The 25,917-nt window shown below is 64.8% G+C and carries 29 protein-coding genes; 20 read left to right on the plus strand and 9 right to left on the minus strand.

Going from position 1 to position 25,917, the window contains the following annotated elements; translation table 11 throughout:
• The first annotated feature begins 89 nt into the window (after nucleotides 1-89).
• Nucleotides 90-560, plus strand: a complete 471-nt coding sequence (locus tag DXT74_RS10350; RefSeq protein ID WP_052051949.1) for a molybdopterin-dependent oxidoreductase — start codon at nucleotides 90-92, stop codon at nucleotides 558-560.
• Nucleotides 560-2,362, plus strand: a complete 1,803-nt coding sequence (locus tag DXT74_RS10355) for a hybrid sensor histidine kinase/response regulator (protein ID WP_194427888.1) — start codon at nucleotides 560-562, stop codon at nucleotides 2,360-2,362. The genes DXT74_RS10350 and DXT74_RS10355 overlap by 1 nt, the downstream gene beginning before the upstream one ends.
• Before the next feature lie 215 nt (nucleotides 2,363-2,577).
• Here DXT74_RS10355 and DXT74_RS10360 read toward each other — a convergent pair whose 3' ends face one another.
• From DXT74_RS10360 to DXT74_RS10395, 8 genes are all read right to left on the minus strand, one after another.
• Nucleotides 2,578-3,441, minus strand: coding sequence for a helix-turn-helix domain-containing protein (locus DXT74_RS10360; protein ID WP_019101843.1), 864 nt, complete (start codon nucleotides 3,439-3,441; stop codon nucleotides 2,578-2,580).
• Between the two features lie 473 nt (nucleotides 3,442-3,914).
• A complete protein-coding gene (locus tag DXT74_RS10365) occupies nucleotides 3,915-6,005 on the minus strand; it encodes a flagellar biosynthesis protein FlhA (RefSeq protein WP_194427889.1) in 2,091 nt (696 codons plus the stop codon).
• On the minus strand, nucleotides 6,002-7,144 hold the full coding sequence (gene flhB, locus DXT74_RS10370; protein WP_043633245.1) for a flagellar type III secretion system protein FlhB: 1,143 nt from the start codon (nucleotides 7,142-7,144) through the stop codon (nucleotides 6,002-6,004). Before flhB ends, DXT74_RS10365 begins: the two co-directional genes overlap by 4 nt.
• Nucleotides 7,137-7,916: a flagellar biosynthetic protein FliR gene (gene fliR / locus DXT74_RS10375; RefSeq protein ID WP_043633249.1), complete on the minus strand. Its 780-nt coding sequence runs from the start codon at nucleotides 7,914-7,916 to the stop codon at nucleotides 7,137-7,139. The genes flhB and fliR overlap by 8 nt, the downstream gene beginning before the upstream one ends.
• Nucleotides 7,917-7,918: 2 nt before the next feature.
• Nucleotides 7,919-8,191: a flagellar biosynthesis protein FliQ gene (fliQ, locus tag DXT74_RS10380; protein WP_043590304.1), complete on the minus strand. Its 273-nt coding sequence runs from the start codon at nucleotides 8,189-8,191 to the stop codon at nucleotides 7,919-7,921.
• A 25-nt stretch (nucleotides 8,192-8,216) separates the two neighbouring features.
• Nucleotides 8,217-8,981: a flagellar type III secretion system pore protein FliP gene (fliP, locus tag DXT74_RS10385; protein WP_194427890.1), complete on the minus strand. Its 765-nt coding sequence runs from the start codon at nucleotides 8,979-8,981 to the stop codon at nucleotides 8,217-8,219.
• Nucleotides 8,981-9,343, minus strand: coding sequence for a flagellar motor switch protein FliN (fliN, locus tag DXT74_RS10390; RefSeq protein ID WP_043633256.1), 363 nt, complete (start codon nucleotides 9,341-9,343; stop codon nucleotides 8,981-8,983). Before fliN ends, fliP begins: the two co-directional genes overlap by 1 nt.
• Before the next feature lie 31 nt (nucleotides 9,344-9,374).
• Nucleotides 9,375-10,241: a FliM/FliN family flagellar motor switch protein gene (locus DXT74_RS10395; protein ID WP_043590303.1), complete on the minus strand. Its 867-nt coding sequence runs from the start codon at nucleotides 10,239-10,241 to the stop codon at nucleotides 9,375-9,377.
• A 474-nt stretch (nucleotides 10,242-10,715) separates the two neighbouring features.
• Between DXT74_RS10395 and DXT74_RS10400 the strand changes: the two genes are divergently transcribed.
• The 18 genes from DXT74_RS10400 to DXT74_RS10485 all read left to right on the plus strand — a co-directional run bounded on the left by DXT74_RS10400 (nucleotide 10,716) and on the right by DXT74_RS10485 (nucleotide 24,973).
• Nucleotides 10,716-11,057: a flagellar hook-basal body complex protein FliE gene (locus DXT74_RS10400; protein ID WP_043590300.1), complete on the plus strand. Its 342-nt coding sequence runs from the start codon at nucleotides 10,716-10,718 to the stop codon at nucleotides 11,055-11,057.
• Between the two features lie 18 nt (nucleotides 11,058-11,075).
• Complete coding sequence (gene fliF, locus DXT74_RS10405; RefSeq protein ID WP_231138313.1) at nucleotides 11,076-12,776, plus strand: flagellar basal-body MS-ring/collar protein FliF; 1,701 nt, start codon at nucleotides 11,076-11,078, stop codon at nucleotides 12,774-12,776.
• Nucleotides 12,760-13,812: a flagellar motor switch protein FliG gene (locus DXT74_RS10410; RefSeq protein ID WP_019103733.1), complete on the plus strand. Its 1,053-nt coding sequence runs from the start codon at nucleotides 12,760-12,762 to the stop codon at nucleotides 13,810-13,812. The genes fliF and DXT74_RS10410 overlap by 17 nt, the downstream gene beginning before the upstream one ends.
• Nucleotides 13,809-14,516 carry a flagellar assembly protein FliH gene (fliH, locus tag DXT74_RS10415; RefSeq protein WP_194427891.1) on the plus strand — a complete coding sequence of 236 codons (708 nt, stop codon included), beginning with the start codon at nucleotides 13,809-13,811 and terminating at the stop codon, nucleotides 14,514-14,516. Before DXT74_RS10410 ends, fliH begins: the two co-directional genes overlap by 4 nt.
• 3 nt (nucleotides 14,517-14,519) lie before the next feature.
• Nucleotides 14,520-15,833, plus strand: coding sequence for a flagellar protein export ATPase FliI (gene fliI, locus DXT74_RS10420; protein ID WP_043633264.1), 1,314 nt, complete (start codon nucleotides 14,520-14,522; stop codon nucleotides 15,831-15,833).
• Nucleotides 15,830-16,264: a flagellar export protein FliJ gene (gene fliJ / locus DXT74_RS10425; RefSeq protein WP_043590291.1), complete on the plus strand. Its 435-nt coding sequence runs from the start codon at nucleotides 15,830-15,832 to the stop codon at nucleotides 16,262-16,264. The genes fliI and fliJ overlap by 4 nt, the downstream gene beginning before the upstream one ends.
• A 110-nt stretch (nucleotides 16,265-16,374) precedes the next feature.
• Nucleotides 16,375-17,718 (plus strand): flagellar filament capping protein FliD, encoded by a 1,344-nt coding sequence (gene fliD, locus DXT74_RS10430; protein WP_043633265.1) that lies wholly within the window; start codon nucleotides 16,375-16,377, stop codon nucleotides 17,716-17,718.
• A 115-nt stretch (nucleotides 17,719-17,833) separates the two neighbouring features.
• The gene (fliS, locus tag DXT74_RS10435) at nucleotides 17,834-18,226 is read left to right on the plus strand and encodes a flagellar export chaperone FliS (RefSeq protein ID WP_019103737.1); all 393 of its coding nucleotides are present in this window, start codon (nucleotides 17,834-17,836) and stop codon (nucleotides 18,224-18,226) included.
• The gene (locus DXT74_RS10440; protein WP_194427892.1) at nucleotides 18,213-18,500 is read left to right on the plus strand and encodes an ABC transporter substrate-binding protein; all 288 of its coding nucleotides are present in this window, start codon (nucleotides 18,213-18,215) and stop codon (nucleotides 18,498-18,500) included. The genes fliS and DXT74_RS10440 overlap by 14 nt, the downstream gene beginning before the upstream one ends.
• On the plus strand, nucleotides 18,497-19,498 hold the full coding sequence (locus DXT74_RS10445) for a flagellar hook-length control protein FliK (RefSeq protein ID WP_081555332.1): 1,002 nt from the start codon (nucleotides 18,497-18,499) through the stop codon (nucleotides 19,496-19,498). The genes DXT74_RS10440 and DXT74_RS10445 overlap by 4 nt, the downstream gene beginning before the upstream one ends.
• A gap of 17 nt (nucleotides 19,499-19,515) precedes the next feature.
• Nucleotides 19,516-19,959, plus strand: coding sequence for a hypothetical protein (locus DXT74_RS10450; protein ID WP_043633268.1), 444 nt, complete (start codon nucleotides 19,516-19,518; stop codon nucleotides 19,957-19,959).
• A gap of 6 nt (nucleotides 19,960-19,965) precedes the next feature.
• On the plus strand, nucleotides 19,966-20,658 hold the full coding sequence (locus DXT74_RS10455; protein ID WP_081555331.1) for an RNA polymerase sigma factor FliA: 693 nt from the start codon (nucleotides 19,966-19,968) through the stop codon (nucleotides 20,656-20,658).
• A 17-nt stretch (nucleotides 20,659-20,675) separates the two neighbouring features.
• On the plus strand, nucleotides 20,676-21,542 hold the full coding sequence (gene motA / locus DXT74_RS10460; protein WP_043633272.1) for a flagellar motor stator protein MotA: 867 nt from the start codon (nucleotides 20,676-20,678) through the stop codon (nucleotides 21,540-21,542).
• 13 nt (nucleotides 21,543-21,555) lie between these two features.
• Entirely contained in the window at nucleotides 21,556-22,539 is a 984-nt protein-coding gene (locus DXT74_RS10465; protein ID WP_081555356.1) for a flagellar motor protein MotB, read from the plus strand.
• A 223-nt stretch (nucleotides 22,540-22,762) separates the two neighbouring features.
• Nucleotides 22,763-23,455 (plus strand): Crp/Fnr family transcriptional regulator, encoded by a 693-nt coding sequence (locus DXT74_RS10470; protein ID WP_043633274.1) that lies wholly within the window; start codon nucleotides 22,763-22,765, stop codon nucleotides 23,453-23,455.
• 125 nt (nucleotides 23,456-23,580) lie between these two features.
• Nucleotides 23,581-23,850 (plus strand): flagellar biosynthesis anti-sigma factor FlgM, encoded by a 270-nt coding sequence (flgM, locus tag DXT74_RS10475; protein WP_081555330.1) that lies wholly within the window; start codon nucleotides 23,581-23,583, stop codon nucleotides 23,848-23,850.
• The gene (gene flgN, locus DXT74_RS10480; RefSeq protein WP_043633278.1) at nucleotides 23,851-24,276 is read left to right on the plus strand and encodes a flagellar export chaperone FlgN; all 426 of its coding nucleotides are present in this window, start codon (nucleotides 23,851-23,853) and stop codon (nucleotides 24,274-24,276) included.
• On the plus strand, nucleotides 24,257-24,973 hold the full coding sequence (locus tag DXT74_RS10485; protein WP_081555329.1) for a glucosaminidase domain-containing protein: 717 nt from the start codon (nucleotides 24,257-24,259) through the stop codon (nucleotides 24,971-24,973). Before flgN ends, DXT74_RS10485 begins: the two co-directional genes overlap by 20 nt.
• A 520-nt stretch (nucleotides 24,974-25,493) precedes the next feature.
• On the opposite strand, the gene DXT74_RS10490 is transcribed toward DXT74_RS10485, so the two are convergent.
• Entirely contained in the window at nucleotides 25,494-25,901 is a 408-nt protein-coding gene (locus DXT74_RS10490; RefSeq protein ID WP_081555328.1) for a VOC family protein, read from the minus strand.
• Nucleotides 25,902-25,917: the final 16 nt, after the last annotated feature.

The raw sequence follows: 25,917 nt of genomic DNA on the forward strand, positions 1-25,917 counted from the left end.
TCTATAGTTGTCTGACTGTTGATGAGCAGTGCGGCGGTATGGTTTTTCAATCAAGTGAAGCGTTGGCCAAGATGAAGAGAGTCTTTTGCTTGCTGGTTTTCGTCCTGCTGGCGCAAGCGTGCCGGGCGGGCGACGACCCGGTTTTGCTGGTGGTGTCGGGCAAGATCAGCCATTTCACCGATTCGGCGCGCGGCGTGTACGAATTCCGCGAAAGCGCGCTGATGGCCTTGCCGCAAACCTCGCTGGTCACCGCCACCAGCTGGACGCCCAAGGCGACTTTCAGCGGGCCGCTGGTGCGGGACATCCTCAATAAAGTGGGCGCCTACGGCCATCAGGCCCAGTTTGTGGCGCTCAACGACTATACCTATTCCATTCCTATCGGCGAGCTGGTCAAGTACCGCGCCATCCTCGCGCGCCGCTTCAACCAGCAGCCGATGAACGTGGCCCGTTACGGCCCGTTGTGGCTGATGTATCCGCTGGAGCAGATGCCGGACTCGGCCAAGGGGCCGGCCTTGGACGCCAAGCTGATCTGGCAGATAGACGGTTTGGTGGTGAACTGATGAACCAGGACAATCAAGCGTCGTCCGGCGTGGAGCCGGGCTGGGCCGGCCGCCTGCGGCGGCTCATTTCCGGATGGGGCGGCTGGCCGGAAGGCCGGCGCATGCTGTGGGTGGGCCTGCTGGTGCTGATCACCGCCGCCGGCGGCATGTATTACAGCATCAGCCAGCTGGGCAAGGTCAACTCGGTGGCCAACAGCAGCGAGGATTTGTATTGGTCGGTGGCGCAATTCCAGCTGGAAATGGAGCGCGCCAAGTCCGCGCTGGTGGGTTTCCAGGCCGGCCGCATCACGCAAGACGAGCTGTTGCGGCGCTTGGAAGTGGCCAGCAGTCGTTTCCATGTGTTTTCCGAACCGGCGCCGGTGCGGGTGCAGATGTTGCTGCGCCAGGTGAAGGGTTTCGACACCCTGGTGGCGGATTACCAGCAATTGTTCAACGATCCTGCTTTCAGCCACCCCGCGCTGGCCTCGGTGCCGGCGCTGCTGGAACGCATCGACCTGCTGCGGCCGCAACTGATGGCCTTCGCGGTGGAGGCGAGGGTGGCCGAGGTGAAAAGCCGCACCGAGCGGCTGGAGGACCTGGACCGACAGCGCAGCAATGTGCTGTATCTGCAGTCGGTGTTGTGGGGCGTGATCTGCGCGGTGATTCTGCTGCTGTCGCGCTACAGCTCGGTCAAGCGTCTGGCCAGCGCCAAGCAGGCCTTGCTGGAGAAGGAGCAGTCCGCGCACCAGGCCACTGTGGCGATGGAACTGGACCGCACCACCTTCCTGGCCACGCTGAGCCATGAGATCCGTTCCCCCTTGCAGTCGATGCAGGTATGCATCGAATTGCTGGAGCCGGTGGCGGACGGCCAGAAAACCGCGCGCACCGCCCTGCAGCGCTTGAAAACCAGCGTGTCGCATTTATCCGCCCAGGTGCACGACATCATGGATATCAGCGCCATCCGCAATATGAAGCTGCGGATGAATCCGCAGCCGATGCCGCTGGCCGAGGTGCTGCAAGCCACCATGGACGTGATGCGGCCCTTGGCCGACGCAAAGGGGCTGGCGCTGAATTACCAGGCCGGCCCGCTGCCGGCGACGGTGCTGCTGGACGAGGTGAGGCTGCGTCAGGTCGTGGGCAATCTGGTGTCCAACGCCATCCGCTACACCGATAGCGGCTCGGTCACGGTCAGCGTGTCCTGCCTGCGCGCCACCGGGCATCACGAGCTGGTGCTGCAAGTGCGCGACACCGGGGTGGGCATTCCGCCGGAGTACCAGCAGCGTATTTTTCAGCCTTTCATCCAGGGCAAGCATAGACGCGCCGGCAGCTGCGGGCTGGGCCTGTCCATCGTCAAGGAACTGGTCAATCTGTTTGGCGGCTGCATAGCGCTGGACAGCGCCGAGGGCAAGGGCGCCTGCTTCACCGTGCGCATACCGGTGCAGGCGGCGGAGACGCCGGGCTCGCAGTCGGTGCTGATCGTGGACGACGACGCCGACATTCGCGACACCCTGGCCGAGTTGCTGCAGCGCGACGGCTATCAGGTGGCCACCGCGGAGACGGCGGCCTTGGCGGAACGGGCGCTGGAGCAAGCCGATTTCGACGCCGTGCTGCTGGACATGCACCTGGGCGCGGACAGCGGCTACCAGGTGGCGGAACGGGCCTGGAACGGCCAACGCGCCGAGCATACCGCCGTTGTCGGGATGAGCGCTTATCCGGAGGCATTTGACGATCCGCGCGCGAGCCGCTTCGCCGGCATCCTGGCCAAGCCCTTCGACGCCGGTCAATTGCGGCAGATGCTGGCCGTGGTCAGCAAGCGGGGCTGACCCGCGTCGCGCAAAAAAGCCCTGGATGACCTCCAGGGCTTTTTCAATGCCGCGCCGCGGCGATAGTGAACCGCTGTCTATTCAACATCTCGCGAGCCAAGGCGAGACAAGCGAAAACCGCTGAGAAAGCGGAGTGTGCACACGGTACATGAGCATTTTGAGCTTGTACTCACCGCGCAACGCTTCACGACGCGCAGCAAACTTTAAACAGGTTCTCAGACTTCCAGGTCGTGGGCGGCGGTGACCACATTGGTGATCTGCAGCGCCAGGATGGAGCCCGGGGTCGGCTTGCCGATGTAGTAGACGCCCTGGATGCGCAAGGCCTGCTGCAGCGCGGATTCGTATTCCTCGGCGTGGCCGGTCAGCACGATGATGGGCACGGTGGACGAGCGCTGGCGTATGGTCTCGATGACCTTCATGCAGTCCTCGTCGCCCAGCACCCAGTCCAGCACGAAAGCGTCGAACTCTTCGTGCGGCAGTGCGGCCAGCAGTTCGGACGGGGATTCGTAGGGCAGGGCGAACAGGCCCTGGCGCACCAGCACCGCGGCCAGGATGTCGGCGTCCATATCGTCCAGCACTGCCACCAGCAAGCGCTTGTTGTTGGCGCGCTTGGGCGGCTGCACCGCCAGATAGGTGACTTCGTGGCCGTTGATGCAACGGTCGTGGCTGCCTGGATACACGTGCCAGCTGTCGCCCTGACGACGCGCCAGCAGCAGCGGCGAGATGGAATCGTCCTGCACCACGTCGCCCAGCTGTATCCAGCAATGAGCTTCCTCGGTGTGGTCGGTCAGGTGGAGGATGGCCGGGATCAGGTCGGCGTCCGGCACCCGTACCGGCCGGCGGTTGTCCTGAGACACCAGCAGTTCGGACGTGGGCAGGCCCAGATATTGGGCCAGCTTCTCCAATTGACCCAACTGCCACTGGCTGCTGCCGTTGAGCTTGCGGTAGGTTTGCGACGCGCTCAGGCCCAGCACTTCTTCGATCAGGCTGACCTGTTGAGACTCCGCCAGGCCGCGCTGTTCCAGGTGCGTGCGGATATTGGCGTTGATGATTTCCGTGGTTGGCTTGTTCTGTGTCATTTGCATATCTTTGGAGTAGGGCGACTATCGGGTCGTTCTGGTCCGCAGCTTGCCGTCGGCGTGGGCGGAGGGCTGCTGTCTTTGTTCATTATCGGCTGCGGCGAGCGGAAGGCGGATGGCCTTCCGGGCAGGGGTGGGCATGTCGACGCTTTGGTTTATGTTTTAGCCGATATTAGTCAGTTTTTGCAAAATTTGCGAAAAATTTCGCTAAAAGTGCAAAAAAGTTTTCATTTTAAAAGTAGTCATACAGATTGAAACCTGTTCCTTGGTACAGATTGGGGCTGGATTATGCCTTTGCGCTATCGTGTTGGGTTTGAAATTTTTTTGCTAAATAATTGATTGTTTTTGGGTATTCTGGAAATGAGGACGACGGCGGGCGCAGGGGGTGGAGTGTTGTAATTTCGCATATCATGCGAAGGGCGCGCGGGCGCGGCGACGCGCGCCCACACGCCCCACGGCCTTGGGGCGGCGGATCAGCCCAGGGTGCCGGTGAGGCTGACCTCTCGGGTTTCCGGCACTTCGTTGTAGGACAGCACGTGCAGGCCGGGCGCGAACAAGCGCGCGTAGCGCGCCAGCAGCGGGCGGATCTGCGGCATCACCAGCAGGATGGGCGCGTGGCCCAGTTGCTTCATCTGGTCGCGCACCACCGGCATATTGGCCTGCAGCTGCTGCAGCACATTGGGGTCGATGGGGAAGCTGTCCAGCTGTGGCTTGCCGGTTTGCTGCGCTTGGCTCAAGGCGCCCAGCAGCAGGTTTTCCAGATCCGCGGACAGGTTGAAGGCCTTCATCTCGCCGCGCGGACCCAGGATGGACTGCACGATCTGGCGCTTCAGCGCGCAACGCACCTCGGCCGCCAGCATGATGGGGTCCTTGCTGCTTTCGCTGGCGTCTAGCAGGGCGTTGGCGATGGGAGCGATGTCTTTCAGCGACACATTGTCGGTCAGCAGTTGGCGGTAGGCCTTGAGCTGCAAGGGCGCAGGCAACGCCTGGTTCAGCGCGGAAGCGAGCTTGGGCGCGAGCGCGGACAGCCGCTCGTTGATGGCGGCCACGTCGTCGTGGCGGAACAGCTCGGACAAGTGCTCGCGCATCACCTTGTTCAGATGGGTGGCCACCACGCTGGCGCAGTCCACGACTTGGTAGCCCAGGCCCAGCGCCTTGCTCTTGTCGTCCGGCAGGATCCAGGTCACCGGCATGGTGTAGGCCGGGTCCACGCCGGGCATGCCGTCCACTTCGCCGTACAGTTCCGGCGAGGGTATGGCCATCAGCCGGTCGGCGTAGACCTCGCCTTCGGCCACGGTGTTGCCGCTGAGCAGGATGGCGTACTGCGAGGGCTTGAGGCGCAGATCGTCGCGCAGATTCACTTGCGGCATCAGTACGCCCATGCTCTCGCTCAGGCTTTGACGCACGCCGCGCACGCGCTTGGCCAGCGGCGCGCCCTGGCTCTTGTCCAGCAGCGACACCAGTTTGTAGCCCAGGTTGACGCCCAGGGTGTCCACATAGGGCAGGGCGGCCCATTCCAGTTCGATGTCGGCGTCGCCGGCCAGCGTGCTTTTCGCCAGCGCCGGGTCCGGCAGGTTGGGCAGCACCTGCTGGCGCTGGTGCAGCCGCCAGGCGACGAAGCCCAGCAGCAGCGCGAAGCCGAGGAAGGTGGGCCAGGGCATGCCGGGGATGGCGGCCAGCACCAACATCATGCCGGCGGCGCTCATCAGCACGGTGGGGGAAGCCAGCATCTGCTTGCCCACTTGTTCCTGCATGTCGCCGTCGTCGCTGATGCGGGTGACGATGATGGCGGCGGCGGAGGACAGCAGCAGCGCCGGAATCTGCGCCACCAGGCCGTCGCCTATGGTCATCAGCGCGTACTGGCGGAAAGCGTCGCCGGCGGACAGGCCGTGCATCAGCGCGCCGATGGCCACGCCGCCGAACAGATTGATGATCAGGATCAGGATGCCGGCGATGGCGTCTCCGCGCACAAATTTGGACGCGCCGTCCATCGCGCCGTAGAAATCGGCCTCGGTGGCGATGTCGCGGCGGCGCTGCTGCGCCTGCTCCTGGTTGATCAGGCCGGCGTTGAGGTCGGCGTCGATGGCCATCTGTTTGCCGGGCAGCGCGTCCAGGGTGAAGCGGGCGGAGACTTCCGAGATCCGTTCCGCGCCCTTGGTCACCACCATGAAGTTGATGATCATCAGGATGACGAACACCACCATGCCGACAACGAAGTTGCCGCCTATCACCACCTGGCCGAAGGCCTCGATCACCCGGCCGGCGGCGTGGGTGCCTTCATGGCCGTGCAGCAGCACCACCCGGGTGGAGGCCACGTTCAGCGACAGCCTGAGCAGGGTGGTGGCCAGAATGATGGTGGGGAAGGCGGAGAAGTCCAGCGGCCGCTTGGCGGAGACGCTGACCAGGATGACGATGATGGCCAGCACGATGTTGAAGGTGAACAGCATGTCCAGCGCCATCGGCGGCAGCGGCAGCATCACCATGGCCAGTATGGCCAGCAAAAACAGCGGGGCGGCGATCTTGTGGCGGCCGATGTCGGCCAGCAGTCGGGTGAAAGCGTTCATGGTGCGGTTCTGGGATCGGCCATGTCGCGCGGGATCGGCAAATCGTCCGGCAGCCGCGGCTGGCTGCGGCGCGATCCGTTGCGGAAGGCCTTGAGTTGCATGACATAGGTCAGGACTTGCGCCACCGCTCGGTACAGGGGCGCGGGAATTTGCTGGTTGACCTGAGTGGTGTGGTAGACGGCGCGCGCCAGCGGCGGCAGCGGCACGATGTCCACTTGGTGCTCCTGAGCCACCTGACGGATGTAGAGCGCCATCTCGTCCAGGCCCTTGGCGATGATGAACGGCGCTTCGGCGCGTTCCTCATCGTATTTCAACGCCACCGCGTAGTGCTCCGGGTTGACGATGACCACGTCCGCGGTGGGCACGGCCTTGCGCACGCCGCGCTGGGCCATCTGCATCTGGATCTGCCGGATGCGCTGCTTGATCTCCGGCCGGCCCTCGGTGCTTTTGTACTCTTCCTTGATCTCCTGCTTGCTCATCTTCTGCTGCTTCATGAACAGCAGGATCTGCAGCGGCAGGTCGATCAGCGCGAACAACATGAACACCGCGGTCAGCGTCAGCAAGGCGTTGATCAGCAGCTCCGCGCTGCCGGCCAGCGCGGTGGCGAAGGGCGCGCCCTGCAGGGCGAAAAAATCCTCCAGCGCGCTCTGGCTCAGCCGGTACAGCACCCAGCCCAGCAGCAGCGCCTTGGCGATGGATTTGCCGATTTCGCTGGCGTGGCGCGCCGAGGCGATGCGGCCGAAATGGGCCAGCGGGTTGAAGCGCTCCAGCTTGGGCTGCAGATGGTTGAAGCTGAAGACCCAGCCGCCGGGGTAGAGCGAAACCACGATCATGCACAGCGGAATCACCGCCAGCGGCAGCACCATCTTGACCAGCAGCAGCAAGGTGCCGGCAAACAGCTTGGACCAGCTGTTGTCCAGCGCGCCGCTGCCAGAGAGCGGGGCGAAGGCCAGGGCGAACAGTTGCCGGAACTCGTCCAGCCACTGCGGCATCATCCAGAAAGCCAGTTTCAGCGCCAACAGCAGGCCCAGCGCGGCGGCCAGATCGCGCGAGCGCGGCACCTGGCCTTGCTTGCGCGCCTGCCGCAGCTTGTGCGGCGTGGCCTTTTCGGTTTTATCGCCGCCGCGCCCCTCAGCCATGACCGGCCCTCAGCATGCCGCCCAGCAGGCGCAGCATCTGTTCGTTCAGGTTCAGGTATTGCTGCGGGATGAAGCGCGCCACCAGGCCCAGCGTGCCCAGGCCGAACAGAGTAATCAGCGGGAAGCCCAGCGAAAACAGGTTCAGCGACGGCGCCACCCGGTTGATCATGCCGACGCCGGCCTGCACCACAAAGGTGGCGAACACCGCCGGCAGCGCCAGCAGCATGGCGGCGGACAGCACCCAGGCCACGCCGCCGGCCAGCATGGACAGCGAGGCCGCCGGCACGCCGCCGCCCACCGGCCAGGCCTGGAAGCTGGCGTAAACCACCTGGATCAGCAGCAAATGGCCGTCCAGCGAGAAGAAGATCATGGCGCCCAGCAGGTAGAGCAGGCTGGACACCACGTCGGAGGAGTTGCCGTTGCCAGGGTCGTTCATCACCGCCATGGACAGCGCCATCTGCGAGGACACCAGGAAGCCGAGCACGGCCAGCACGGCCAGCACCAGCTGAAAGGCGAGGCCGAAGACGAGGCCGATCACCGCCTGCTCGATGCTGGCGGCGACGCCGGCCAGCGAGAACAGGTCCAGCTTGGGCAGCGGCAGGGTGGCCGGCAGCGTGGCGGCGGACAGCGCCAGCGCCAGGCCGATGCGCACCCGCACCGGCACCATGCCCTCGCCGATGAAGGGCGCGACGCTGAAGGCGGCCATCAGCCGGCAAAACGGCCACCAGAAGGCCGGAATCAACTCCAGCAGTTGGGCGTAGAGGCCGGTCACGGCTATCCGACCAAACCGGCGGCGCGCTGGAACATCGCCACGCAGAAATCCATCAGAAAACCGGTGATCCAGTGGCCGGCGATGGCGATGGTCAGCAGGGTCACCAGCAGCCGCGGCAGGAAGGACAGCGTCTGCTCGTTGATCTGGGTGGCGGCCTGAATCAGGCTGACGATGACGCCGACGATCAGGCTGGGCAGGATCAGCAGCACCACCAGGGTGACGACGACGCGCAAGCTGTCGTTGACGATGTCGACGGCGATGTCGGGGGTCAGCATGGCAAGTCCATTCTCAAAAGCGCGCTCAATAAGCCTGTATCGAGGTGACCAGGGTGTTCACCGTCAGCGACCAGCCGTCCACCAGCACGAACAGCAGCAGCTTGAGCGGCAGCGAAATCACCAGCGGCGACAGCATCATCATGCCCATCGCCATCAGCACGCTGGACACCACCAGGTCTATCACCAGGAAGGGGATGAACAGCATGCAGCCGATCTGGAACGCGGTTTTCAATTCCGACAGCACGAAGGCCGCGAGCTTGACCGCGAAGGCGTGATCCTGCGGATTGCTGATCTTTTCCTCGCCGGACAGCCTGGCGATCTGCGCCAGCGCGGTTTTGCTGGTTTGCGCCAGCATGAAGCGGCTGATGGGCTTCTGCGCGATCTCCAGCGCCTGCTGCATGGTGATCTTGTCCTGATCGAAGGGCTGCAAGGCCTGGTTCCACACCTCCAGCCCCACCGGCCGCATCACCAGCAGGGTCAGGATCAAGGACACGCCGGTGACGATGCGGTTGGGCAGGCCCTGTTGCAGGCCCAGCGCCTGGCGCAGCAGCGAGAGCACGATGATGAAGCGGGTGAAGCTGGTCATCATCAGCACCAGCACGGGCAAGAGCCCGAGCAGGGTCATCAGGATCAGGATCTGGGTCTTGATGGTGAAATCCACCGGCGTGCCGCCGGCGTTGGCCGACAGCAGTTTCAGCGGTTCGGCCTGACAGGTGGTGGCCAGCGCCCAAAGCCCCGCAGCGATGAGGCTGGGTTGCAGCAGCGGGCGCAGCTTCTTCAAGGCTTCCATCAGGTCAGGCTGTCCAGTTCCAGATCGTTGAGCTCCACCACCCGCAGGCCGTAGTTCTCGCCGGCCACCACCACCTCGCCGCGGCCGATCACGGTGCCGTTGACCTTGATGTCCAGCGGTTCGCCGGCCAGCTTGTCCAGCTCCACCACCGAACCGTTCTCGATATTGACCAGATCGGCCAGCGAGATGTCGGCGCCGCCCACTTCCAGCGTCAGCCGGACCGGGATCTTGCGCAGGAACTGGGTCATGTCGCGCTGCGGCCGCCGCGCCGCGCCGTCGTCTGCCGGCTTGGCGTCCGCGTCGTTTTGGCCGTCCAGGCCGTCCAGCACGCCGCCCAGATCGAAATCGTCGTTCAAGTCCATGCTCATCCTTGCTTGTTCTGTGTTTGTAGAGTTATTCGCTGACGACAAAGCCGGTCAGGCACAGCTTGCCGTGCTGCTCGGCTACCTCGGCCTCGAACAGCCGCGAAGCGCCGACCAGCACTTCGCTTCTGGCCTGCAGCGTCACCGGCAGCACGCTGCCGGGGCGCAGGTCCATGATGTCGCCCAGCGCCATTTCGCGGTCCAGCAAGCGCGCTTGCAAGCGCACCCGTAGCCGGTCGCGGAAGGTTTCCGCCGGCGCGGCTTGGGCGTCGGCGCTGTCGCGGCGGCCGGACAGGTTTTTCAGCAGACGTTCGAAGCAGGCGGCGTCCAATTGCAGACGCAGCGCGCCGACGGCGTGTTCGCCGTCGCCGATGTCCAGGCGGATTTCCCAGACCCCGGTGCCGGGCGGCACGAAGGGCAGCAGCGCGCAGTCGGCGGGGCCGGGCGGCAGGCCGCCGGCCTGACGGTCCAGCCGCAATACGCATTGCAGCAGGCGGGGCAGCAAGCGCTCGGCCAGGCTGCGCGCCAAGCGGCGCTCGGTTTCGGTTTCCGCCGGCGCGCCGGCGTCGGCGTCCGGCTGCGTTGCCGGCGCGCCGAAGCGGTAATCCAGCAAGCGCAGCAACAGCGGCCGTTCGATATGGCTGCCCAGCTGGCAGCCGTCCAGCGCGTGCCACAGCCAGCGGCGCTCGTCGGCGGCCGGCTGCGCCTGCTCAAGCGCGCGGATATGGAAGCGCGCGTGGTAGCGGCGGTTCAGCTCTTGCTGCAGGAAATCCGCCAGCTCTTCTTGCAGCGCTTTGCCGAAGACAGGCAGCAGATGGAACGGCCGTCCCAGCGTGCGCAGGTCGAGAGCCGGCAACTGGGCGCCGTCATGCTGCGAAATGATTCTGGCTCTTGGCATCTCGATTCTCGGTGAAGGCGTGGGCGTGGCGCCGCCGGCGTCTGCGCGCCCGGCCGGCGCGCGCGAGCGACGGAAAGGGCGCGGTTCTTAAGCCGCGGCGGCCTGGTGTACATCAAGGCCGGCCTTCTGCGACGCCGGATGCGAAATGTACTAGAAGGTACTAAATTCGCGGCTCGCGGACGGAGGCAAACGGCAGGCTAAACCTTATGGAGTGTGCATCTTACTGGCTGCCGCCGCTGGGTAAAGGGGGAAAATTCACGTCACACTTTGTGAAAATTCACGGCTGTTGGTTTAAGCATAAAGTTTAAAATCGCCGCTCGTATCCTGGCGTCAGGATGATGGCATGGTTGCAAGTCCTCATCTCGGGGCTGCCGCTTCGATACGCTCGCCGCCGCAGGGCGGCGGGCCGCAGACGTGAAACCGGCCTTGATTGGCCACTCAATAATAACGGGCTCCGCCCGACAAGGATTTCCGATGGCGACCAACCTGGGTTTGATGATTCATGCCGACCGCAAGCAGATGCTCGGCGAAATGGCCGGGATGGCGCGCAGCGCGCCGATTGCGCCGCCGCAGCACAGCGAAGAACCCGCCACCACAGCCAGCTTCTCCGACGCCATGGGCGCGGCCATCCGCGACGTGGACGCGCAGAACCGCGCGGCTTCCGAAAAAATGGCCGACGTGGACAGTGGCAAAAGCGACGACCTGGTCGGCGCCATGCTGATGAGCCAGGAAGCCAGCCTGTCGTTCTCCATGCTGATGCAAGTGCGCAATAAGGTAGTGGGCGCCGTGGACGACTTGATCAAGATGCAGCTGTAAGCCGCGAGGACCATGCCCGTGTTGAATCGTTTTCGCAGCGGCGTCGCGGCCGTGCAAACCCGTCTGGGCGGCCGTTGGCCCGTTTCCGGACACTCCTTGCGCCTGGCGCTGCCCATCGTCGCGCTGGCCATAGGCGTCACCGTCATGATCAGCCTGTGGCTGTGGCGCGACGACGCCAGCTACAAGCCGGTGTTCGGCGCACAGGAAAAAGTGGTGGCCGCCGACATGATGGCGGTGCTCGACGCCGAAAAAATCCCTTATCGCATCCATCCGCAAACCGGCCAGGTGTTGGTGCCGGACAGCCAGCTGGGCCGCGTGCGCATGCAGCTGGCGGCCAAGGGCGTGGTGGCGCAGCTGCCGTCCGGCCTGGAGTTGTTGGACAAGAACGACCCGCTGGGCGTCAGCCAGTTTGTGCAGGACGTGCGTTTCCGCCGCGGACTGGAAGGCGAACTGGTGCAAAGCATTCTGGCGCTGGAGCCGGTGTCCGCGGCGCGCGTGCATCTGTCGCTGCCGCGCGCCACGTCCTTCGTCGGCGCCGCCAACGACAAGGGCTCCGCCTCGGTGGTGGTGACCCTCAAGCCCGGCCAGCAACTGAACAACGAGCAAGTGGCCGCGGTGATCAAGCTGGTGGCCGGCAGCGTGTCCACGCTGTCGCCGTCTCAGGTCACTCTGGTGGACCAGGCAGGCAATCTGCTGTCTTCCCGCGTGGACTTGAGCGACGACGGCATGCTGGGGGGCAATGAGAGCGACGCCGCGCGCCGCTTCCGCGAGGAAGCGCTGCAAAACGTTCGCGACCTGCTGACCCCGGTGTTGGGCAAGGACAATTTCAAGGTGAGCGTCACCGCCGACGTGGACAACGACCGCGTAGAGGAAACCCGCGAGAAATACGGCGAAGCGCCCAAGGTCACCAACGAGGCCTCCCGCGAGGAAACCTCCACCGAGAAAATGGCCTTGGGCGTGCCCGGCTCGCTGAGCAACCGTCCGGTCAACACCGACGCCTCCGGCTCCGCCTCGGAAAAAGCCGGCAACAGCAAGAACGCCGTCACCCGCCAATACGCTTACGACCGCAGCGTCACCCAGATCAAGAAGGCGCGCGGCACGCTGCGCCGCCTGAGCGTGGCCGTGGTGTTGAACCAGGCCGCCGCGCCGGCCAAGGGCGGCTGGAAGCCGGCCGAGCTGGCCAATGTGGACAAGGTGCTGCGCAACGGCCTGGGCATCCACGCCGAGCGCGGCGACACCCTGGCGGTGTCCACGCTCAACTTCTCCGCGCTGTCCGAGCCGGAGCCGATCTGGATGCAGCAAGACACCTGGTTCGAAGCCGCGCGCTGGGCCGTCTACGCCTTCGGTGTGCTGCTGGCCTACCTGTTGCTGGCGCGTCCGCTGCTGAAGATGCTGCGCCAGCTGACCGACCGCCAACTGCGCGAATACCAGCAGCCGGAAGCGCTGGAATTGAAATCCGATCCGTTGATGGACGGCGCCGATCTGCGCGCCGCGCGTCAGGCTCAGCTGTCCTCCGCGCCGCAACCGGCGGCCTTGGCCGCCGCGGCCGGCGCAGGCGGAAGCCCGGTGGTGCCGCTGCTGGAAAACTACGATCTGCCGCCGGCCGGCTCCAGCGTCGATGTGCTGGTGGACCATCTGAAGGGCTTGGCCGCCAAAGAGCCGGAACGCGTCGCCGAAGTCGTCAAACAATGGGTGCAGAAAAATGGACGAAACCAATAACGCCGTAGCGCCGGCCCTGCCGCCGGCCGCCGCCGCGCCCGCCGCAGATGCGATGAACACCATCGAGCAGGCCGCCGTGCTGCTGTTGTGCATGGGCGAAGAGCCCGCCGCCGCCGTGCTGCGCTGTCTGAGCCGCGAAGAACTGCTGCAAGTGACCCAGGCGATGTCCGGCATGAGCGGCATCAAGGTGGACGCGGTCAAGACCACGATTCAGAAATTCTTCGACGAATACCGCGAGCAGAGCGGGGTGCACGGCGCCAGCCGCGCCTTCCTCAAGCGCTCGCTGGACCTGGCGCTGGGCAGCGACATCGCCAACAGCGTGCTGGACACCATCTACGGCGACGCCATCCGGCCCAAGATGGCGCGGCTGCAATGGGTGTCGCCGCAATGGCTGGCGGACCGCATCGCCGGAGAACACGTGCGCATGCAGGCGGTGTTCCTCGCCTTCCTGCCGCCGGCGCTGGCCGGCCAGGTGGTGGACGCGCTGCCGGCGGACAGCCGCGACAGCGTGCTGGTCAACGTGGCCCGGCTCAAGGACGTGGACCGCGAGCTCTTGGAAGAACTGGAAGAACTGGTCAACCGCTGTCTGGAAAGCCTGCACACCCAGAGCACCGCGGTGGAAGGCATGCAGCAGACCGCCGACATCCTCAACCGCCTGCCGGGCGACCGCCAGCGCATGATGGAACTGCTGCGCGCCCACGATCCGGACATCGTCGAGGAAATCGAAACCCGCATGTACGACTTCTTCATCCTGTCGCGCCAGACCGAAGCCGTGCTGATGCGCATCAGCGAAGACATTCCGCTGGAGCAATGGGCCATCGCGCTCAAGGGCGCGGAGCCGGCGGTGCGCGAAGCCATCGTCCAGACCATGCCGCGCCGTCAGGCGCAGAACTTCGACGCCATGATGCGCCGCTCCGGCCCGGTGCCGCTCAGCCGCGTGGAAGAAGTGCGCGCGGACATCATGGCCCAGGTCAAACAGCTGGCTCAGGCCGGCGAAATCGACCTGCAGCTGTTCCCCGAGGAAGTGGTCGAGTGAAGGCCTGGCGCCCCTTCCGCTTCCCGCCGCTGATCCACAGCGCGCTGGACCTGCCGCTGGACGCGCAGGATTCCGCCCAGATCCAGGCCTCCGCCGCCGATGGTTTCCGTCAGGGCATGGACGCCGGTTACAACGAAGGCCTGGCCAGCGGCGAAGCCGCCGGCCGAGAGGCCGGCTACGCCGCGGGCCTGGAACGGGGCCGCCAGGAAGGGCTGGCGGCGGCGCGCCGCGAAGCCCGGGCGGAACTGGCCGATCTGGGCCGGCCGCTGGAAGCCGCGCTGGCCGAGCTGCGCCGCGTCAGCGAGGAGTACCAGGCGGCGATGCGCGACGAAGTGGTGGAACTGGTGGCCAAAGTGGCGCGCCAGGTCATCCGCTGCGAGTTGGCGCTCAAGCCGGTGCAGATCCTCGACCTGGTGGACGAAACCCTGGCCGCCTTGCCGCCGGGTCAATACCAGCAGGACGAGGTGGAAATCCTGCTCAACGCCGAGGAGTGCCAGCGCATCCGCGAACTGGCGCCGGAGCGGGCCGCGCGCTGGCGTTTGGTGGCCGACGCGCAACTGCCGCACGGCGAGTGCCGAATCCGCACGCCGGAATCCGAGGCCGACGCCGGCTGCCAGCAGCGGCTGGAAGCCTGCATCGCCACCGTGCGCGAACAATTGCAAAGCGACGCCGTCGAGCCGGCGGCGGAACAGGCGGAGGCTTAAGCCATGTTGCGTCAGGCGCTGGGACGACTGGAATTGCCGGAGGTGCCGGTGGCCACCGTCAGCGGCCGCCTGGTGGGCGCGTCCGGCCTGCTGCTGGAAAGCGTAGGCTGCCCGTTGGAAACCGGCCAGCGCTGCGTGATTGAAACCACCGGCGGCGGTTGGCTGCAAGCCCAGGTGGTGGGCTTCAAGCGCGAAGTCTCCTATCTGATGCCGTTCAAGAAACCGGTGGGCCTGACCACCGGCGCGCGGGTGTTGCCGGCCGCAGACGGCGGCGGCCTGATGATAGGCCCGTCCTGGCTGGGCCGCATCGTCAACGGTCTGGGCGAGCCGCTGGACGGCCTGGGCCGCCTGGGCGGCGAACAGCCGCTGGCCGCCCATCCGCCGCAGGTCAATCCTTTGAAGAAACAACCGGTGTCCGCGCCGCTGGATGTGGGCGTGCGCGCGATCAACAGCCTGCTCACCATTGGGCGCGGCCAGCGCGTCGGCCTGTTCGCCGGCTCCGGCGTCGGCAAGAGCGTCTTGCTGGGCATGATCACCCGCCATACCGAGGCCGACGTGGTGGTGGTGGGCCTGATCGGCGAGCGCGGCCGCGAAGTGCGGGAGTTCGTCGAGCACTCGCTGGGCGAAGCCGGCCTGGCCAAGGCGGTGCTGGTGGTGGCGCCGGCCGACGAATCGCCGCTGATGCGGCTCAAGGCCACCGAACTGACCCACACCATCGCCGCCCACTTTCGCGACCAGGGCCGCAATGTGCTGCTGCTGGTGGATTCGCTGACCCGCTATGCGATGGCGCAGCGCGAAGTGGCGCTGGCGCTGGGCGAGCCGCCGGCCACCCGAGGCTATCCGCCCTCGGTGTTCGGCCTCTTGCCCTCGCTGGCGGAGAGCGCCGGCAACGGCGAGGGCGGGGCAGGCAGCATGAGCGCCATCTACACCGTGCTGGCCGAGGGCGACGACCAGCAAGACCCGGTGGTGGACACCGCGCGGGCCATTCTGGACGGCCACATCGTGCTGTCGCGCGAACTGGCCGAGCGCGGCCACTATCCGGCCATCGACATCGGCCGCTCGGTCAGCCGCTGCATGAGCCAGCTCACCGAGGCGGAACACGCGGAGGCGGCGCGCGGCGCGCGCGGCGCCTGGTCCCGCTACCAGGAAGTGCGCAGCCTGATTCCCTTGGGCGGCTATGTGGCCGGCGCAGACGCCGAAACCGACCGCGCGGTGCGGCTGATGCCCCGGCTGGAGGCTTTCCTGCGCCAGGGCGCGGCCGAGGCCGCGAGCTATGAAGACAGCCGGAACGGTTTGATGGAGATGATAGCGACATGAACCAGCCCGAAGACGTGCGCCGCCTGGGCCTGATGGTCCAATTGCGGCAACAGGATGTGGACCGCCTGCAAAGCGAGGTGGAAGGCAAGCGCCAGTTGCAGGAACGCTACCGCCGCAACATTTTGCGCATGGGCGAGCTGTGCGGGCAGAGCGGCGCCAGCGCCGACGCCGGCCATCCGGCTTTGGCGCGCAATTGCGCCGACTACAAGGGCGCGCTGCTGGGGCTGATGGCCTCGCAGCAGCAGGATCTGCAACTGGCCGAGGCGGACGCCGCCGTCAGTCAGCGCGCGCTGCTGCAAGCCAGCCTGCGCCGGGAAGTGATGGTCCAGGTGCGCGATCAGGCGGCGGAAAGCCTGCTGCGTCTGCGGCTGAAGAAAGAACAGAAACAAACCGATGAACTGGCCGGGCAAGCCTGGCTGCGGGGAGCGTGATTATTCACGGCGGCTCAAGAAAAGCCGGACGGCGGTCGCACTGAACAGTCACTACCATCCATCTTCCGCCCGGACGCCGATCCGGCCCGCGCACAGCGAAAGGATTCCAAATGGCTATCGATTTCAGCAAGACTCCGCCCTCGGCGCTGGCTCAAAACGCCGCCAGCCTGTACCTGCAAGACGCCCAGAACCAGCTGGACACCCAGAACAAGGCGGCGCAGGCGCGCGGCGACGCGCTGAACAAGCTGCAAAAAGCCTTGCAGGACTATCGCAGCGCGCTGTCCGGCATCACCAGCAAGAAAAGCCTGGTTGCGATGAACGCCAGCATCAGTCAGGAAGGCTTCGGCAGCGTCAGCGCCAAGGGCAACGCCCAGCCGGGCAACTACTCGCTGTTCATCGAACAAGTGGCCACCGCCCATCAGATGTCTTTTGGCAGCCTGTCCGGCGCCAAGGCTCAAGCCGGCGACAAGATCACCATCCGCCAGGGCAGCGACAGCTTTGAAGTGGACCTCAGCAGCGCGGACCGCGACGGCGACGGCAATCTGTCCCCGTCGGAACTGGCCTTGGCCATCAACCGCGCCAGCGGCAACAGCGGCAAGGTCAACGCCATGGTGTTGAACAACGGCGGCACCAGCCAGCTGGTGATGTCCTCCGGCAAGACCGGCGAGAGCGGCGCCATCACGCTGGACCTGAGCCAGGTCAGCGACGCCGGCCTCAAGACCGGCCTGGCCAATCCCAAGGAACTGACCAAGGGTCAGGACGCCATCGTCTGGCTGGGCAATAAGGACACCGGCGTGCAAATGAAGCAGGCGTCCAACACCTTCGAAAGCATAGACGGCGTCAGCCTGACCATCAGCAAGGCGATGAAGCCGGGCGACACCCCGTTGCAGCTATCGGTATCGCGCAACGACGCCGACACCGTGAGCAATGTGCAAGGCTTTGTCGACAGCTACAACAAGCTGGCCAGCGCCATCGCCGACCTGTCCGCGCCGGGCAAGGAAGGCAAGGCCGGCGGTCCCTTCGCCAGCGACTCCGGCATCCGCAGTTTGAAAGACGGCATCAACAGCCTGCTGCGTCAGCCCTATGACGGCATCACTTTGAACCAGCTGGGCATCAAGGCCAACCGCGACGGCAGCTTGAGCCTGGACAGCAAGAAACTGAACGAAACGCTGAAGGACAAGCCGGACGCGCTGGACCGTTTCGTCAACGGCGACAACAAGAACGGCGTGGTCAAGCAAAGCAGCGACTACCTGGACAAATGGCTGAACGGCAGCAGCGGCCTGCTCAAGCTGCGCAAGGACTCCGAGGCGCGCATCCAGAAAGACCTGGACAGCCGCCAGACGCGGCTGAAAGCCCAGTACGACCAGAGCTACAAGCGATACCTGACGCAGTTCACCCAGCTGCAGAAGATGCAGGAAGACATGCAGAAGACGGTGGACATGCTGTCTTTCTAAGCATGCGCGAGATTGTGAATAGGCTCTGAATCCGTCGCCGGATTGGCTTGGCCGCATTGAATTCGGCGGGAGGGACAACCTCCCGCCTATTGATTTAGAACAGGAGCACGACAACGTGGATTACGACGCCTACCGCAGCTATCACGCGGTCAATCTGGAAGCGCAGACCCACTCCGCCTCGCCGGTGCAGTTGGTGCTGGTGCTGTTCGACGGCCTTCTGGAAGAAATGGCGCGCGCGCGCGGCCATCTGGAAAACCAGCGCTACGAGCAAAAGGGCGAGAGCATCAGCAAGTGCATCAACATCCTCAACGGCCTGTCCAGCGCGCTGGACTTCGACTCCGGCGGCGAGGTGGTCACCAATCTGGCGCGGCTTTACGACTACTGCGCCTACCGGCTCTACCACGCCAGCGTGAACTTGGACGTGGCGGCGCTGGACGAGGCCGAGCAGCTGCTGATCAAGCTCAAGGGCGGTTGGATTGGCGTGCGGGACCAGCATGAAGCCGCCTGAGCCGGCCGCGCTGGAAGCCGCCATCCGCCGCGCCTGCGCCGAGCGCGACTGGGAACGCCTGGCCGCGCTGGACCAACTATTGGCGGAACTGCTGCGCACCCAGCCTCAGGCGCTGGACGCGGCCGCGCGCGCCGTCTTGCGCGCCGCCTACCGCGACGCGCTGGAGGTCTGCCGCGCCGACTCCGCGGAACTGCAAGAAAAAATCGCCGCGCTGAGCCATCAGCGCGAAGCGCAAATCGCCTACGCCGAAGTCAGCGACTGGAATCAAGCATGAACGTATCCTTGCCCCCCAATCTTCTTGCCGGCGGCGCGTCAACGTCCGCCGACGCCGCGCCGGCCGATCCCTTGCTGGACCCGAACGCGGCGGCGCCGGATTCCGGCGGCGATTTCGCCAGCGCCTTGCTGGCCAGCCTGATGGACGGGCAAAGCGCCGCGCCGGCGGTCGACGCCGACGCCGAGGCCCCCGCGGGCGACGAAGCCAAGGCGGAGAAGCCGGCCGCGCAGCCCGGCGTCCTCGTCGCGCAGCCTCTGCCGCTGATGCCGGCAGCGTCGCAGCCGCCGGCCCTTGCGCCTCAGGCCGGAGCGCCGGCGCAAGCCGGCGTGGATGCGGCCGCGCGCGTCGCCACGGCGGCGACGTCGCGTCAAACCGCAGAGGCGGCGATGCCGTCGGACGCCTTGTCCGCCGCGATCAACACCCTGGCGCCGTTGCCGGCCAAGCCTGCCGGCGAGGCCCAGGCCGGCCGCGAACTCCCGACGCCGGCGCAACCCGCTTCGCCGCTATTGGCCGCCATTGCGCCGCAGCCGCAGGACAAGGCCGGCGCGCCGCTGCCGGAATGGGCGCCGATCAAGCTGCCGGCGGAGCAGCCGGCCAAGTGGGGCGACAAACTCAGCGCCGCGCTGGGCGAACGTCTGCAAGTGCAAAGCAGCCACGGCATGGACCGCGCCCTGATTCGCCTGGACCCGCCGTCGCTGGGCTCCCTGGAAATTTCCATCCGTCACGAAGCCGGCGCGCTGCAAGTGCAGTTGACCGCCTCGCACGGTGAAGTGGTGCGGCAGCTGCAAGCCATCGGCGACGCGCTGCGCCAGGATCTGTCCAACCGCCAATACACGCAGGTGGCGGTGGACGTGCGCGAAGGCGCGCCGGGGCAGGGCGGCCACGGCCAGCAGCGTCAGGAACGCCAGGGGCAACAGCAGCCGCAACGCGCGCCGGGCCGGGCGCTGGCGGAAGCGGGGCAGGGTGATGGACAAGGCTTCTGGCTGGGCCAGAGCTGAGCAGCGGAAGCACAAGCATGAACAGAAACATCGTAGTGATTTTGATCGTGGCCATCGCGGCGGCTTTGGCCGCCGGCGGCGGCGCTTGGTGGTGGCTGAGCGCCCGCGCGCCGCAGGCCGCGGCGGCGCCCAAGCCGGCGGCGGCGCCGGATGCGCGCTTCGTCAGCATGGACAAGGTGATCGTAATGCTGCGCGGCGGGGAATCCGCCACCCGCTTCATGGCGGTGGACCTAGTGTTCCGCAGCAATGAAAAGCAGGAGTCCGAAGTCAAGGCCCAACTGCCCTTCCTGAAAAGCATCGCGGTGCGCGCGCTCTCGGAGTTGCCTGCGGACAAGGCGCTGGCGATGAGCATAGACGACTACCAGCGCTTGCTGGCCAAGGCCTATGCCGGCGGCTTCCTGCGCGAGCGCCGCGACGCGCCGTTCAGCGAGGTGATGGTTAGCAAGTTGATCATCGAGTAAGCCCCTATGTACGCCTGTTACGACGAGGCCCCGGTCAGCGCCGGCGGCGAAGCCGAGGCGCTGCGCCAGTACGCCCACCTGGTCAAGCGGGTGGCGCGTCAGCTGTCGTCCCAGGCCGGCGGCGTGTTTGACCGCGAAGATATGGAGCAGGTGGGGCTGATGGCCTTGCTGGAGAGCCTGCGCCGCTATGGCGAGCCGGACGACAAGTTCGCCGGCTTCGCCATTTTGCGCATCCGCGGCGCCATTCTCGACGAACTGCGCCGGCTGGACTGGCGGCCGCGCTCGGTGCGGCAGGAAGCGCACCGCGTGCGCGACGGCCTGCGCCTGCTCAGCCGCAAGCTGGGGCGCGAACCCAGCGAGGCGGAGGCGATGCAGCTGTTGGGACTCAGCGCCGAGGCCTATCAGGAAGCGCTGCTGGCGGACAACGCCGAAGCGCTGTCCAGCTTCGACGAACTGATGGCCCAGGGGCTGGAGCCGGCGGCGGAAGACAATCCGGAGCGGCGGCTGGCGCTGAAAAACGCGTTGACCGTGGCCTTGCAGGCGCTGAACCCGCGCGAGCAGCAAGTGATCCAGCTGTATTACGAATTTGAACTGAGTCTCAAGGAGATCGCGGCGGTGCTGGCGCTGACCGAAGCCCGCGTCTGCCAGATCAACAAGAGCGCTCTCAAAAAAATGCAGGCTCGCCTACAAGCGGCCTGAGTCCGAGGAAAGAAAACATGCAGCAATTATTCGGCATTCTGATCGTGCTGGTTTGTGTCTTTGGCGGCTTCATGCTGCATGGCGGCATCATGTCGGTGATCTGGCAGCCGGTGGAGCTGCTGATCATTTGCGGCGCCGCCGTCGGCGCCATCGTGCTGGGCAACCCGCAGCACGTGCTCACGGAAATGGGCGGCCAGATCAAACGCGTCGGCATGCGCAAGAAATACGACGCGGAATTCCAGCGCCAGCTGCTGCTGCTGATGTACGAATTGCTGATTACCGCCAGCCAGGGCCTGAAAGCGCTGGACGAACACGTGGAGGCCCCGCGTCAAAGCCCCTTGTTCAATCGCTACCCGCTGGTGCTGGAGGAACCCAAGCTGCTGGCCTTCATCGTGGACAACTTCCGGCTGATGGCGATGGGCAAGATCAACGCCCACGAACTGGAAAGCGTGCTGGATCAGGAACTGGACGCGATTCATGAAGAACTGAACCAGCCATCCAAGTCGCTGCACAAGATCGCCGAGGCGATGCCGGGCTTCGGCATCCTGGCCGCGGTGCTGGGCATCGTGATGGCGATGAACAGCGTCAGCCAGGGCGCCACCGCGGGCGAGATCAGCGAGAAAGTGGCCGCCGCCATGGTGGGCACCTTCATCGGCATCTTCTTCTGCTACGGCGTGCTGGACCCGCTGTCCAACATGATGCACCAGCTGGTCAAACAGGAGCTGTCCAACTACGAATCGGTGAAAGTGGTGCTGACCACCCACGTATCCGGCAAGCCGCCGCTGCTGGCCATCGACGCCGGCCGCCGCCTGGTGCAACTGAACACCAAGCCCAGCTTCTCTCAGCTGGAAACCTGGATCAACGCGCTGGAAGGCGTGAACTAATCGGATGGCGGGCATGGCGAATAAACCCAATCGCGAGCATGAAGCCGCGGTGATCAAGAAGGTGTCGCGCCGCCAGGATTCCGAAGGGCACGGCGGCGCCTGGAAAGTGGCGTTCGCTGACTTCGTGCTGGCGCTGATGTGCTTGTTCCTGGTGTTGTGGGTGCTGGCCGCGCGCGATCAGGAAAACCTGCAGCAATTGCTGACCGCGGGCGGTGGCAGCCCGCTGAAGGCAGGCGGCTCGCGCAGCATCGAACACACCGGTACCCCGCCGGGCAGCCTGATCCCGCGCGATCCGATTCCGGGCCAGCCCACCACCACCACCAAGGCGGACTCCATGCTGCAGGAGAGCAACAAGGTGGCCAAAAAGACCTTCGACGGCCAAGGTCAGCGCAGCCTGGACAGCGTGGCGGACCTGGAAAAGCTGGCCGGCTTGCTGGCCAAAATGAGCCAGGACGCCGGCTTGGCAAGCAATCTGCAGACCGTGGTCACGCCTTATGGTTTACGGGTGATGCTGCACGATACCGACAATCAGGGCATGTTCGAGCGCGGCAGCGCCATCGTAGAGCCGCGCTTCAAGCGGCTGCTGCATGAAATGGGCGATATGTTCAGCCATATCGACAATCAATTGCTGATTGTCGGACATACGGACGCCGCGCAATACCGCACCGCCGGCTTCGGTTCGTTTTCGAACTGGGGCTTGTCCAGCAACCGCGCGATGGCGGCGCGGCTGCACTTGCTGGAAGGCGGCATGAACGCCGCGGGCATCCTGCAAGTGGTGGGCATGGCGGACCGGGCGCCGCTGGACGCCGCGCATCCCTTGGCCGCTTACAACCGCCGCATCGAGCTCTTGGTGATGACCAGCAAGCAAGCGCAGGCGGTGGTGGCCATGTTCGGGCCGCCGGGGCAGAGCGGCAATCGCGAGGCCAGTGTTGTAAGTTCGCCACTACAGAAATCCGATCTGGATAGCGCGCTGCAAGATAGCCTAACTACCCGATGAACTTTTATTTTTTTGGGTTCGAAACAAAAGCCTGATTCGTTTCAGGCTTTTTTTATGTGTGTTTTTTCACACTTTTGTTAACCGCTAATATTATAATCCGCACCTGATTAATAAAAATTCGAGCGAAAGACTCGGATGATGTTGACAAAAAAAGACGCCAAAAGGCGGCAAACATCTGCGGGAAAGTCGATTCAATCGCAAGACTATCGGGGACGACGTGGTCATGAATGAAAACCACAATATCAAAGCCTTGTTAAGAGGCACACATTTGTTCGGACATCTGGACAATGACAAGCTGGACAAAGCGCTGGAGCTGGCCGAAAGCCGCCGCTTGAGCAAGGGCGAGGTGCTGTACAACGAAGGCGACAGCGCCAACGAGGTCTACCTGCTGGCCAGCGGCTGCATGCAAGTCTTTGTTTCGGATGGGCTCAGCAAAAAATATATTCTGCAAATCTGCGCCTCCGGAGAGCTGATCGGCATGGTCGGCTTCATCGACAGCGGCGAGCGCAGCTCTAATTGCGCGGCGGACGAGGACAGCCACCTGCTGGTGTTCAGCCGCGAGAGCCTGATGCAGCTTTTCGACACCGAAGACGGCCTGCCGCACAGCCCGGAGGCCCGCACCCGCATCATGTGCCATCTGGTGCAAGTGGTGCGCCGCATGTCCAACAAGGCCAAGAACCTGGCGCTGATGGACGTGTACGGCCGCGTGCGCATCCTGATCAATCAAATGCTGGAAGAGCAGGACGGCGACGAGATGGTGCTGAAAAAGCAGCTGACCCAGCAGGAAATCGCCGACCAGATCGGCTCTTCCCGCGAGATGGTGGCGCGCATCCTGAAGGAACTGGTGTTTGGCCGATATATCCGTCTGGAAAACCGCCGCATTGTCGTTCTGAAAATGTTACCGGTAAATTTTTAAGTTTTTTTCCAGACTGTCGCCTTGAAGGGGTGAGGGCGGGCCGCAAAGCCCGCCCCGAGCGGCCGCGCAACGCGGCATCAAGCGCCCCAGCCGCTCGCACAGCCAACCCAGACGGATTTCAAACTATGCAAATCAACTCGACCTCGTCGCAACGCCGCGAACTGGCGGTCGGCGGCCAGAGCGCCGCCGCGGAAACGCCGGCCCGCGCGCCCGCGGCCGTCGCCACGCCCGCCGCGAGCCAGGACATGGCGCCGGCGGTGGCGGAGCTGCGCGCGCTGCCGGATATCGACATGAAACGGGTGGAAGAAGTGCGCGCCGCGCTGGCGCGCGGCGAAGTGCGCTTCGACGCCGCCCGGCTGGCCGACCTGGTGGAGCAATATCACCGGAGCCGCTGAATGAATCGCGAGCAAGCCTTCAAACAACTGCTGGCCACTGTGGGGCAGGACCTGCAAGGCTACGGCCGCTTGGAACAACTGCTGGAACAGCAGTTCGCCGCGGCGCTGGAGCACCAGGCCGAAGCGTTGCGACAACTGGGCTCGGACATCGTCGCCCAGTGCGACGCCCTGCAGGCCAGCCGCGATCAGCGGCTGCAACTGGCCGGCCAATTGCTGGGCGCGGGCCGTGCCGCCTCGATGGACGCGGTGCTCAAGCTCTTGCCCGCCGCCGCGGAGCAAGCCTGCCGTCAGCGCTGGAATGCGCTGGTGGAGCAGATTCGCCTGTGCCAGACCCTGAATCTGCGCAATGGCCAACTGCTGCAACAGCAGCAGGACCTGATGAACCGCGTGCTGAATGGAGACAGCGATGTTTACTGTGCGCAATGACATCAGCGCCGGGCCGGACTTCGGCGCCGATACCGTCGCCTTGCCGCTGATGGGCCAGGGCGGCGGGGGCGGCGAGCGTTTCGCCGACCAATGGAGCAGCCAGCTGCACGGCGAGGTGCGCGACTTCATCGAAAACGGTTCGGACAGCTGGGCCAGCCTGTCGCCGGAAGGCGCTTGGGCGCGTCAGCGCGTCCAGGACGCCACGCTGGGCGGCAGCATGCCCTACGGCGCGGATCGGCAAGCCTTTCTCGACAGCATCGCGCCTTACGCGCAGCAAGCCGCCGCCAAGCTGGGCGTGGCGCCGGAGTTGGTGTCCGCGCACGCGGCGCTGGAGTCCGGCTGGGGTCAGCATCCGCTGCTCCGCGCCGACGGCGGCAGCAATCACAATCTGTTTGGCATCAAGGCCGGCAAGGGCTGGCAGGGCGAAGTCACCCGCGCCTTGACCACCGAGCATGTGGATGGCCGTGATGTGAAGCGGACCGAAAGCTTCCGCGCGTATTCCGGCTTGCAGGACGCATTCGCCGATTACGCGCAGTTGCTGGCCGGCAACCCGCGTTACCGCGGCGCGTTGGGCGTGGGCGGCAACGCCCAGGCTTTTGCCCAGGCGCTGGCTCAAGGCGGCTACGCCACGGATCCGGGCTATGCGGACAAGCTGCGGAAAGTGGCGGCGGGCATTCAGGCGCGCAAACAGCCCTGAACGCGGACTCACGCAACAGAAACCCCTGAACGCGCAGCATGCTTCAGGGGTTTTTTATATTTGCCGCGCGCGGCCGGTTGTGCGGCGAATAAAGACCACTGACGATGTTTAATACCAATTCAATGCCAGTTTGAATTTCGGTATTTACTCCAAACGATTGTTTGAATTAAGTCGGCCAGGGTGGTGGATTAAATGCCCTATTAACAAAGCGGTCTAGACTAGAGTATTTATGTCTAAATAAAAAAATCAAAACCAGTAATATTTAAAACCGCCGCCCATGCTGGAGGAGAGACCAAGCAGAGATGGATTCCACTAGAACTATCAGCCTCCGGAGGGCAAGGAGGCGCAACGCAGGATCAGGGGTTTTGTTAGCGGGTCTAAGGGCCTGTTCAAAGTCTCGCGAGCAAGGACGAGACAAGGCGAAAACGAGCGAAAAAGCGGAATGTACAAGTGGTACATGAGCATTTTGAGCTTGTTTTTAACGCCGTATCGCTGAAGCGCAGCAGACTTTGAACAGGTTCTAAGGGCAGGACGGGCCTTTCAGCTCCACCACGTTGCCTTCCGGATCCTGCAGGTATAGCGAGGGGCCCTCGCCTTCGGCGCCGTAGCGCTGAGCGGTTTCCCCTGCGCTCAGGCCGTGCCGGGCCAAGTGGGCGCGTATCGCATCCTCATCGAAGGGGTCCACGCGGAAGCAGAAGTGATCCAGGTTACGGCCTTCCGCGGAAGGCGCGCGGCCGCCTGCCCGTCCCAGAGGCCCATCCACCGGCACCAGGTCCAGCAGCGAATGGCCGGCGCGCAGTTGCACCAGCCCCAAGTCCTCGCGCCGACGTTCCACGGTGCAGCCCAGCACCTCGCCGTAAAAGCGTTCCATCTTCGCCAAGTTGCTGACCCGCAGCACGATATGATCAATTTCCCGAATGACGATCATGACAATTCCTTAGTTA

It is taken from the genome of Chromobacterium sp. Rain0013, assembly GCF_015291765.1.
Lineage (GTDB): Bacteria > Pseudomonadota > Gammaproteobacteria > Burkholderiales > Chromobacteriaceae > Chromobacterium > Chromobacterium haemolyticum.

What these genes read in the sequence shown, in the direction of transcription:
- fliP (WP_194427890.1), bottom strand. Translation starts at nt 8,981, where the DNA reads ATGGAAGCCTTGAAGAAGCTGCGCCCGCTGCTGCAACCCAGCCTCATC.
- DXT74_RS10485 (WP_081555329.1), top strand. Translation starts at nt 24,257, where the DNA reads ATGTTTACTGTGCGCAATGACATCAGCGCCGGGCCGGACTTCGGCGCC.
- DXT74_RS10395 (WP_043590303.1), bottom strand. Translation starts at nt 10,241, where the DNA reads ATGCCAAGAGCCAGAATCATTTCGCAGCATGACGGCGCCCAGTTGCCG.
- DXT74_RS10470 (WP_043633274.1), top strand. Translation starts at nt 22,763, where the DNA reads ATGAATGAAAACCACAATATCAAAGCCTTGTTAAGAGGCACACATTTG.
- DXT74_RS10400 (WP_043590300.1), top strand. Translation starts at nt 10,716, where the DNA reads ATGGCGACCAACCTGGGTTTGATGATTCATGCCGACCGCAAGCAGATG.
- flgM (WP_081555330.1), top strand. Translation starts at nt 23,581, where the DNA reads ATGCAAATCAACTCGACCTCGTCGCAACGCCGCGAACTGGCGGTCGGC.
- DXT74_RS10465 (WP_081555356.1), top strand. Translation starts at nt 21,556, where the DNA reads ATGGCGAATAAACCCAATCGCGAGCATGAAGCCGCGGTGATCAAGAAG.
- fliQ (WP_043590304.1), bottom strand. Translation starts at nt 8,191, where the DNA reads ATGCTGACCCCCGACATCGCCGTCGACATCGTCAACGACAGCTTGCGC.
- flhB (WP_043633245.1), bottom strand. Translation starts at nt 7,144, where the DNA reads ATGGCTGAGGGGCGCGGCGGCGATAAAACCGAAAAGGCCACGCCGCAC.
- DXT74_RS10490 (WP_081555328.1), bottom strand. Translation starts at nt 25,901, where the DNA reads ATGATCGTCATTCGGGAAATTGATCATATCGTGCTGCGGGTCAGCAAC.
- DXT74_RS10365 (WP_194427889.1), bottom strand. Translation starts at nt 6,005, where the DNA reads ATGAACGCTTTCACCCGACTGCTGGCCGACATCGGCCGCCACAAGATC.
- DXT74_RS10360 (WP_019101843.1), bottom strand. Translation starts at nt 3,441, where the DNA reads ATGACACAGAACAAGCCAACCACGGAAATCATCAACGCCAATATCCGC.
- DXT74_RS10455 (WP_081555331.1), top strand. Translation starts at nt 19,966, where the DNA reads ATGTACGCCTGTTACGACGAGGCCCCGGTCAGCGCCGGCGGCGAAGCC.
- fliI (WP_043633264.1), top strand. Translation starts at nt 14,520, where the DNA reads ATGTTGCGTCAGGCGCTGGGACGACTGGAATTGCCGGAGGTGCCGGTG.
- fliD (WP_043633265.1), top strand. Translation starts at nt 16,375, where the DNA reads ATGGCTATCGATTTCAGCAAGACTCCGCCCTCGGCGCTGGCTCAAAAC.
- DXT74_RS10355 (WP_194427888.1), top strand. Translation starts at nt 560, where the DNA reads ATGAACCAGGACAATCAAGCGTCGTCCGGCGTGGAGCCGGGCTGGGCC.
- motA (WP_043633272.1), top strand. Translation starts at nt 20,676, where the DNA reads ATGCAGCAATTATTCGGCATTCTGATCGTGCTGGTTTGTGTCTTTGGC.
- DXT74_RS10445 (WP_081555332.1), top strand. Translation starts at nt 18,497, where the DNA reads ATGAACGTATCCTTGCCCCCCAATCTTCTTGCCGGCGGCGCGTCAACG.
- DXT74_RS10450 (WP_043633268.1), top strand. Translation starts at nt 19,516, where the DNA reads ATGAACAGAAACATCGTAGTGATTTTGATCGTGGCCATCGCGGCGGCT.
- DXT74_RS10410 (WP_019103733.1), top strand. Translation starts at nt 12,760, where the DNA reads ATGGACGAAACCAATAACGCCGTAGCGCCGGCCCTGCCGCCGGCCGCC.
- fliN (WP_043633256.1), bottom strand. Translation starts at nt 9,343, where the DNA reads ATGGACTTGAACGACGATTTCGATCTGGGCGGCGTGCTGGACGGCCTG.
- DXT74_RS10440 (WP_194427892.1), top strand. Translation starts at nt 18,213, where the DNA reads ATGAAGCCGCCTGAGCCGGCCGCGCTGGAAGCCGCCATCCGCCGCGCC.
- flgN (WP_043633278.1), top strand. Translation starts at nt 23,851, where the DNA reads ATGAATCGCGAGCAAGCCTTCAAACAACTGCTGGCCACTGTGGGGCAG.
- fliJ (WP_043590291.1), top strand. Translation starts at nt 15,830, where the DNA reads ATGAACCAGCCCGAAGACGTGCGCCGCCTGGGCCTGATGGTCCAATTG.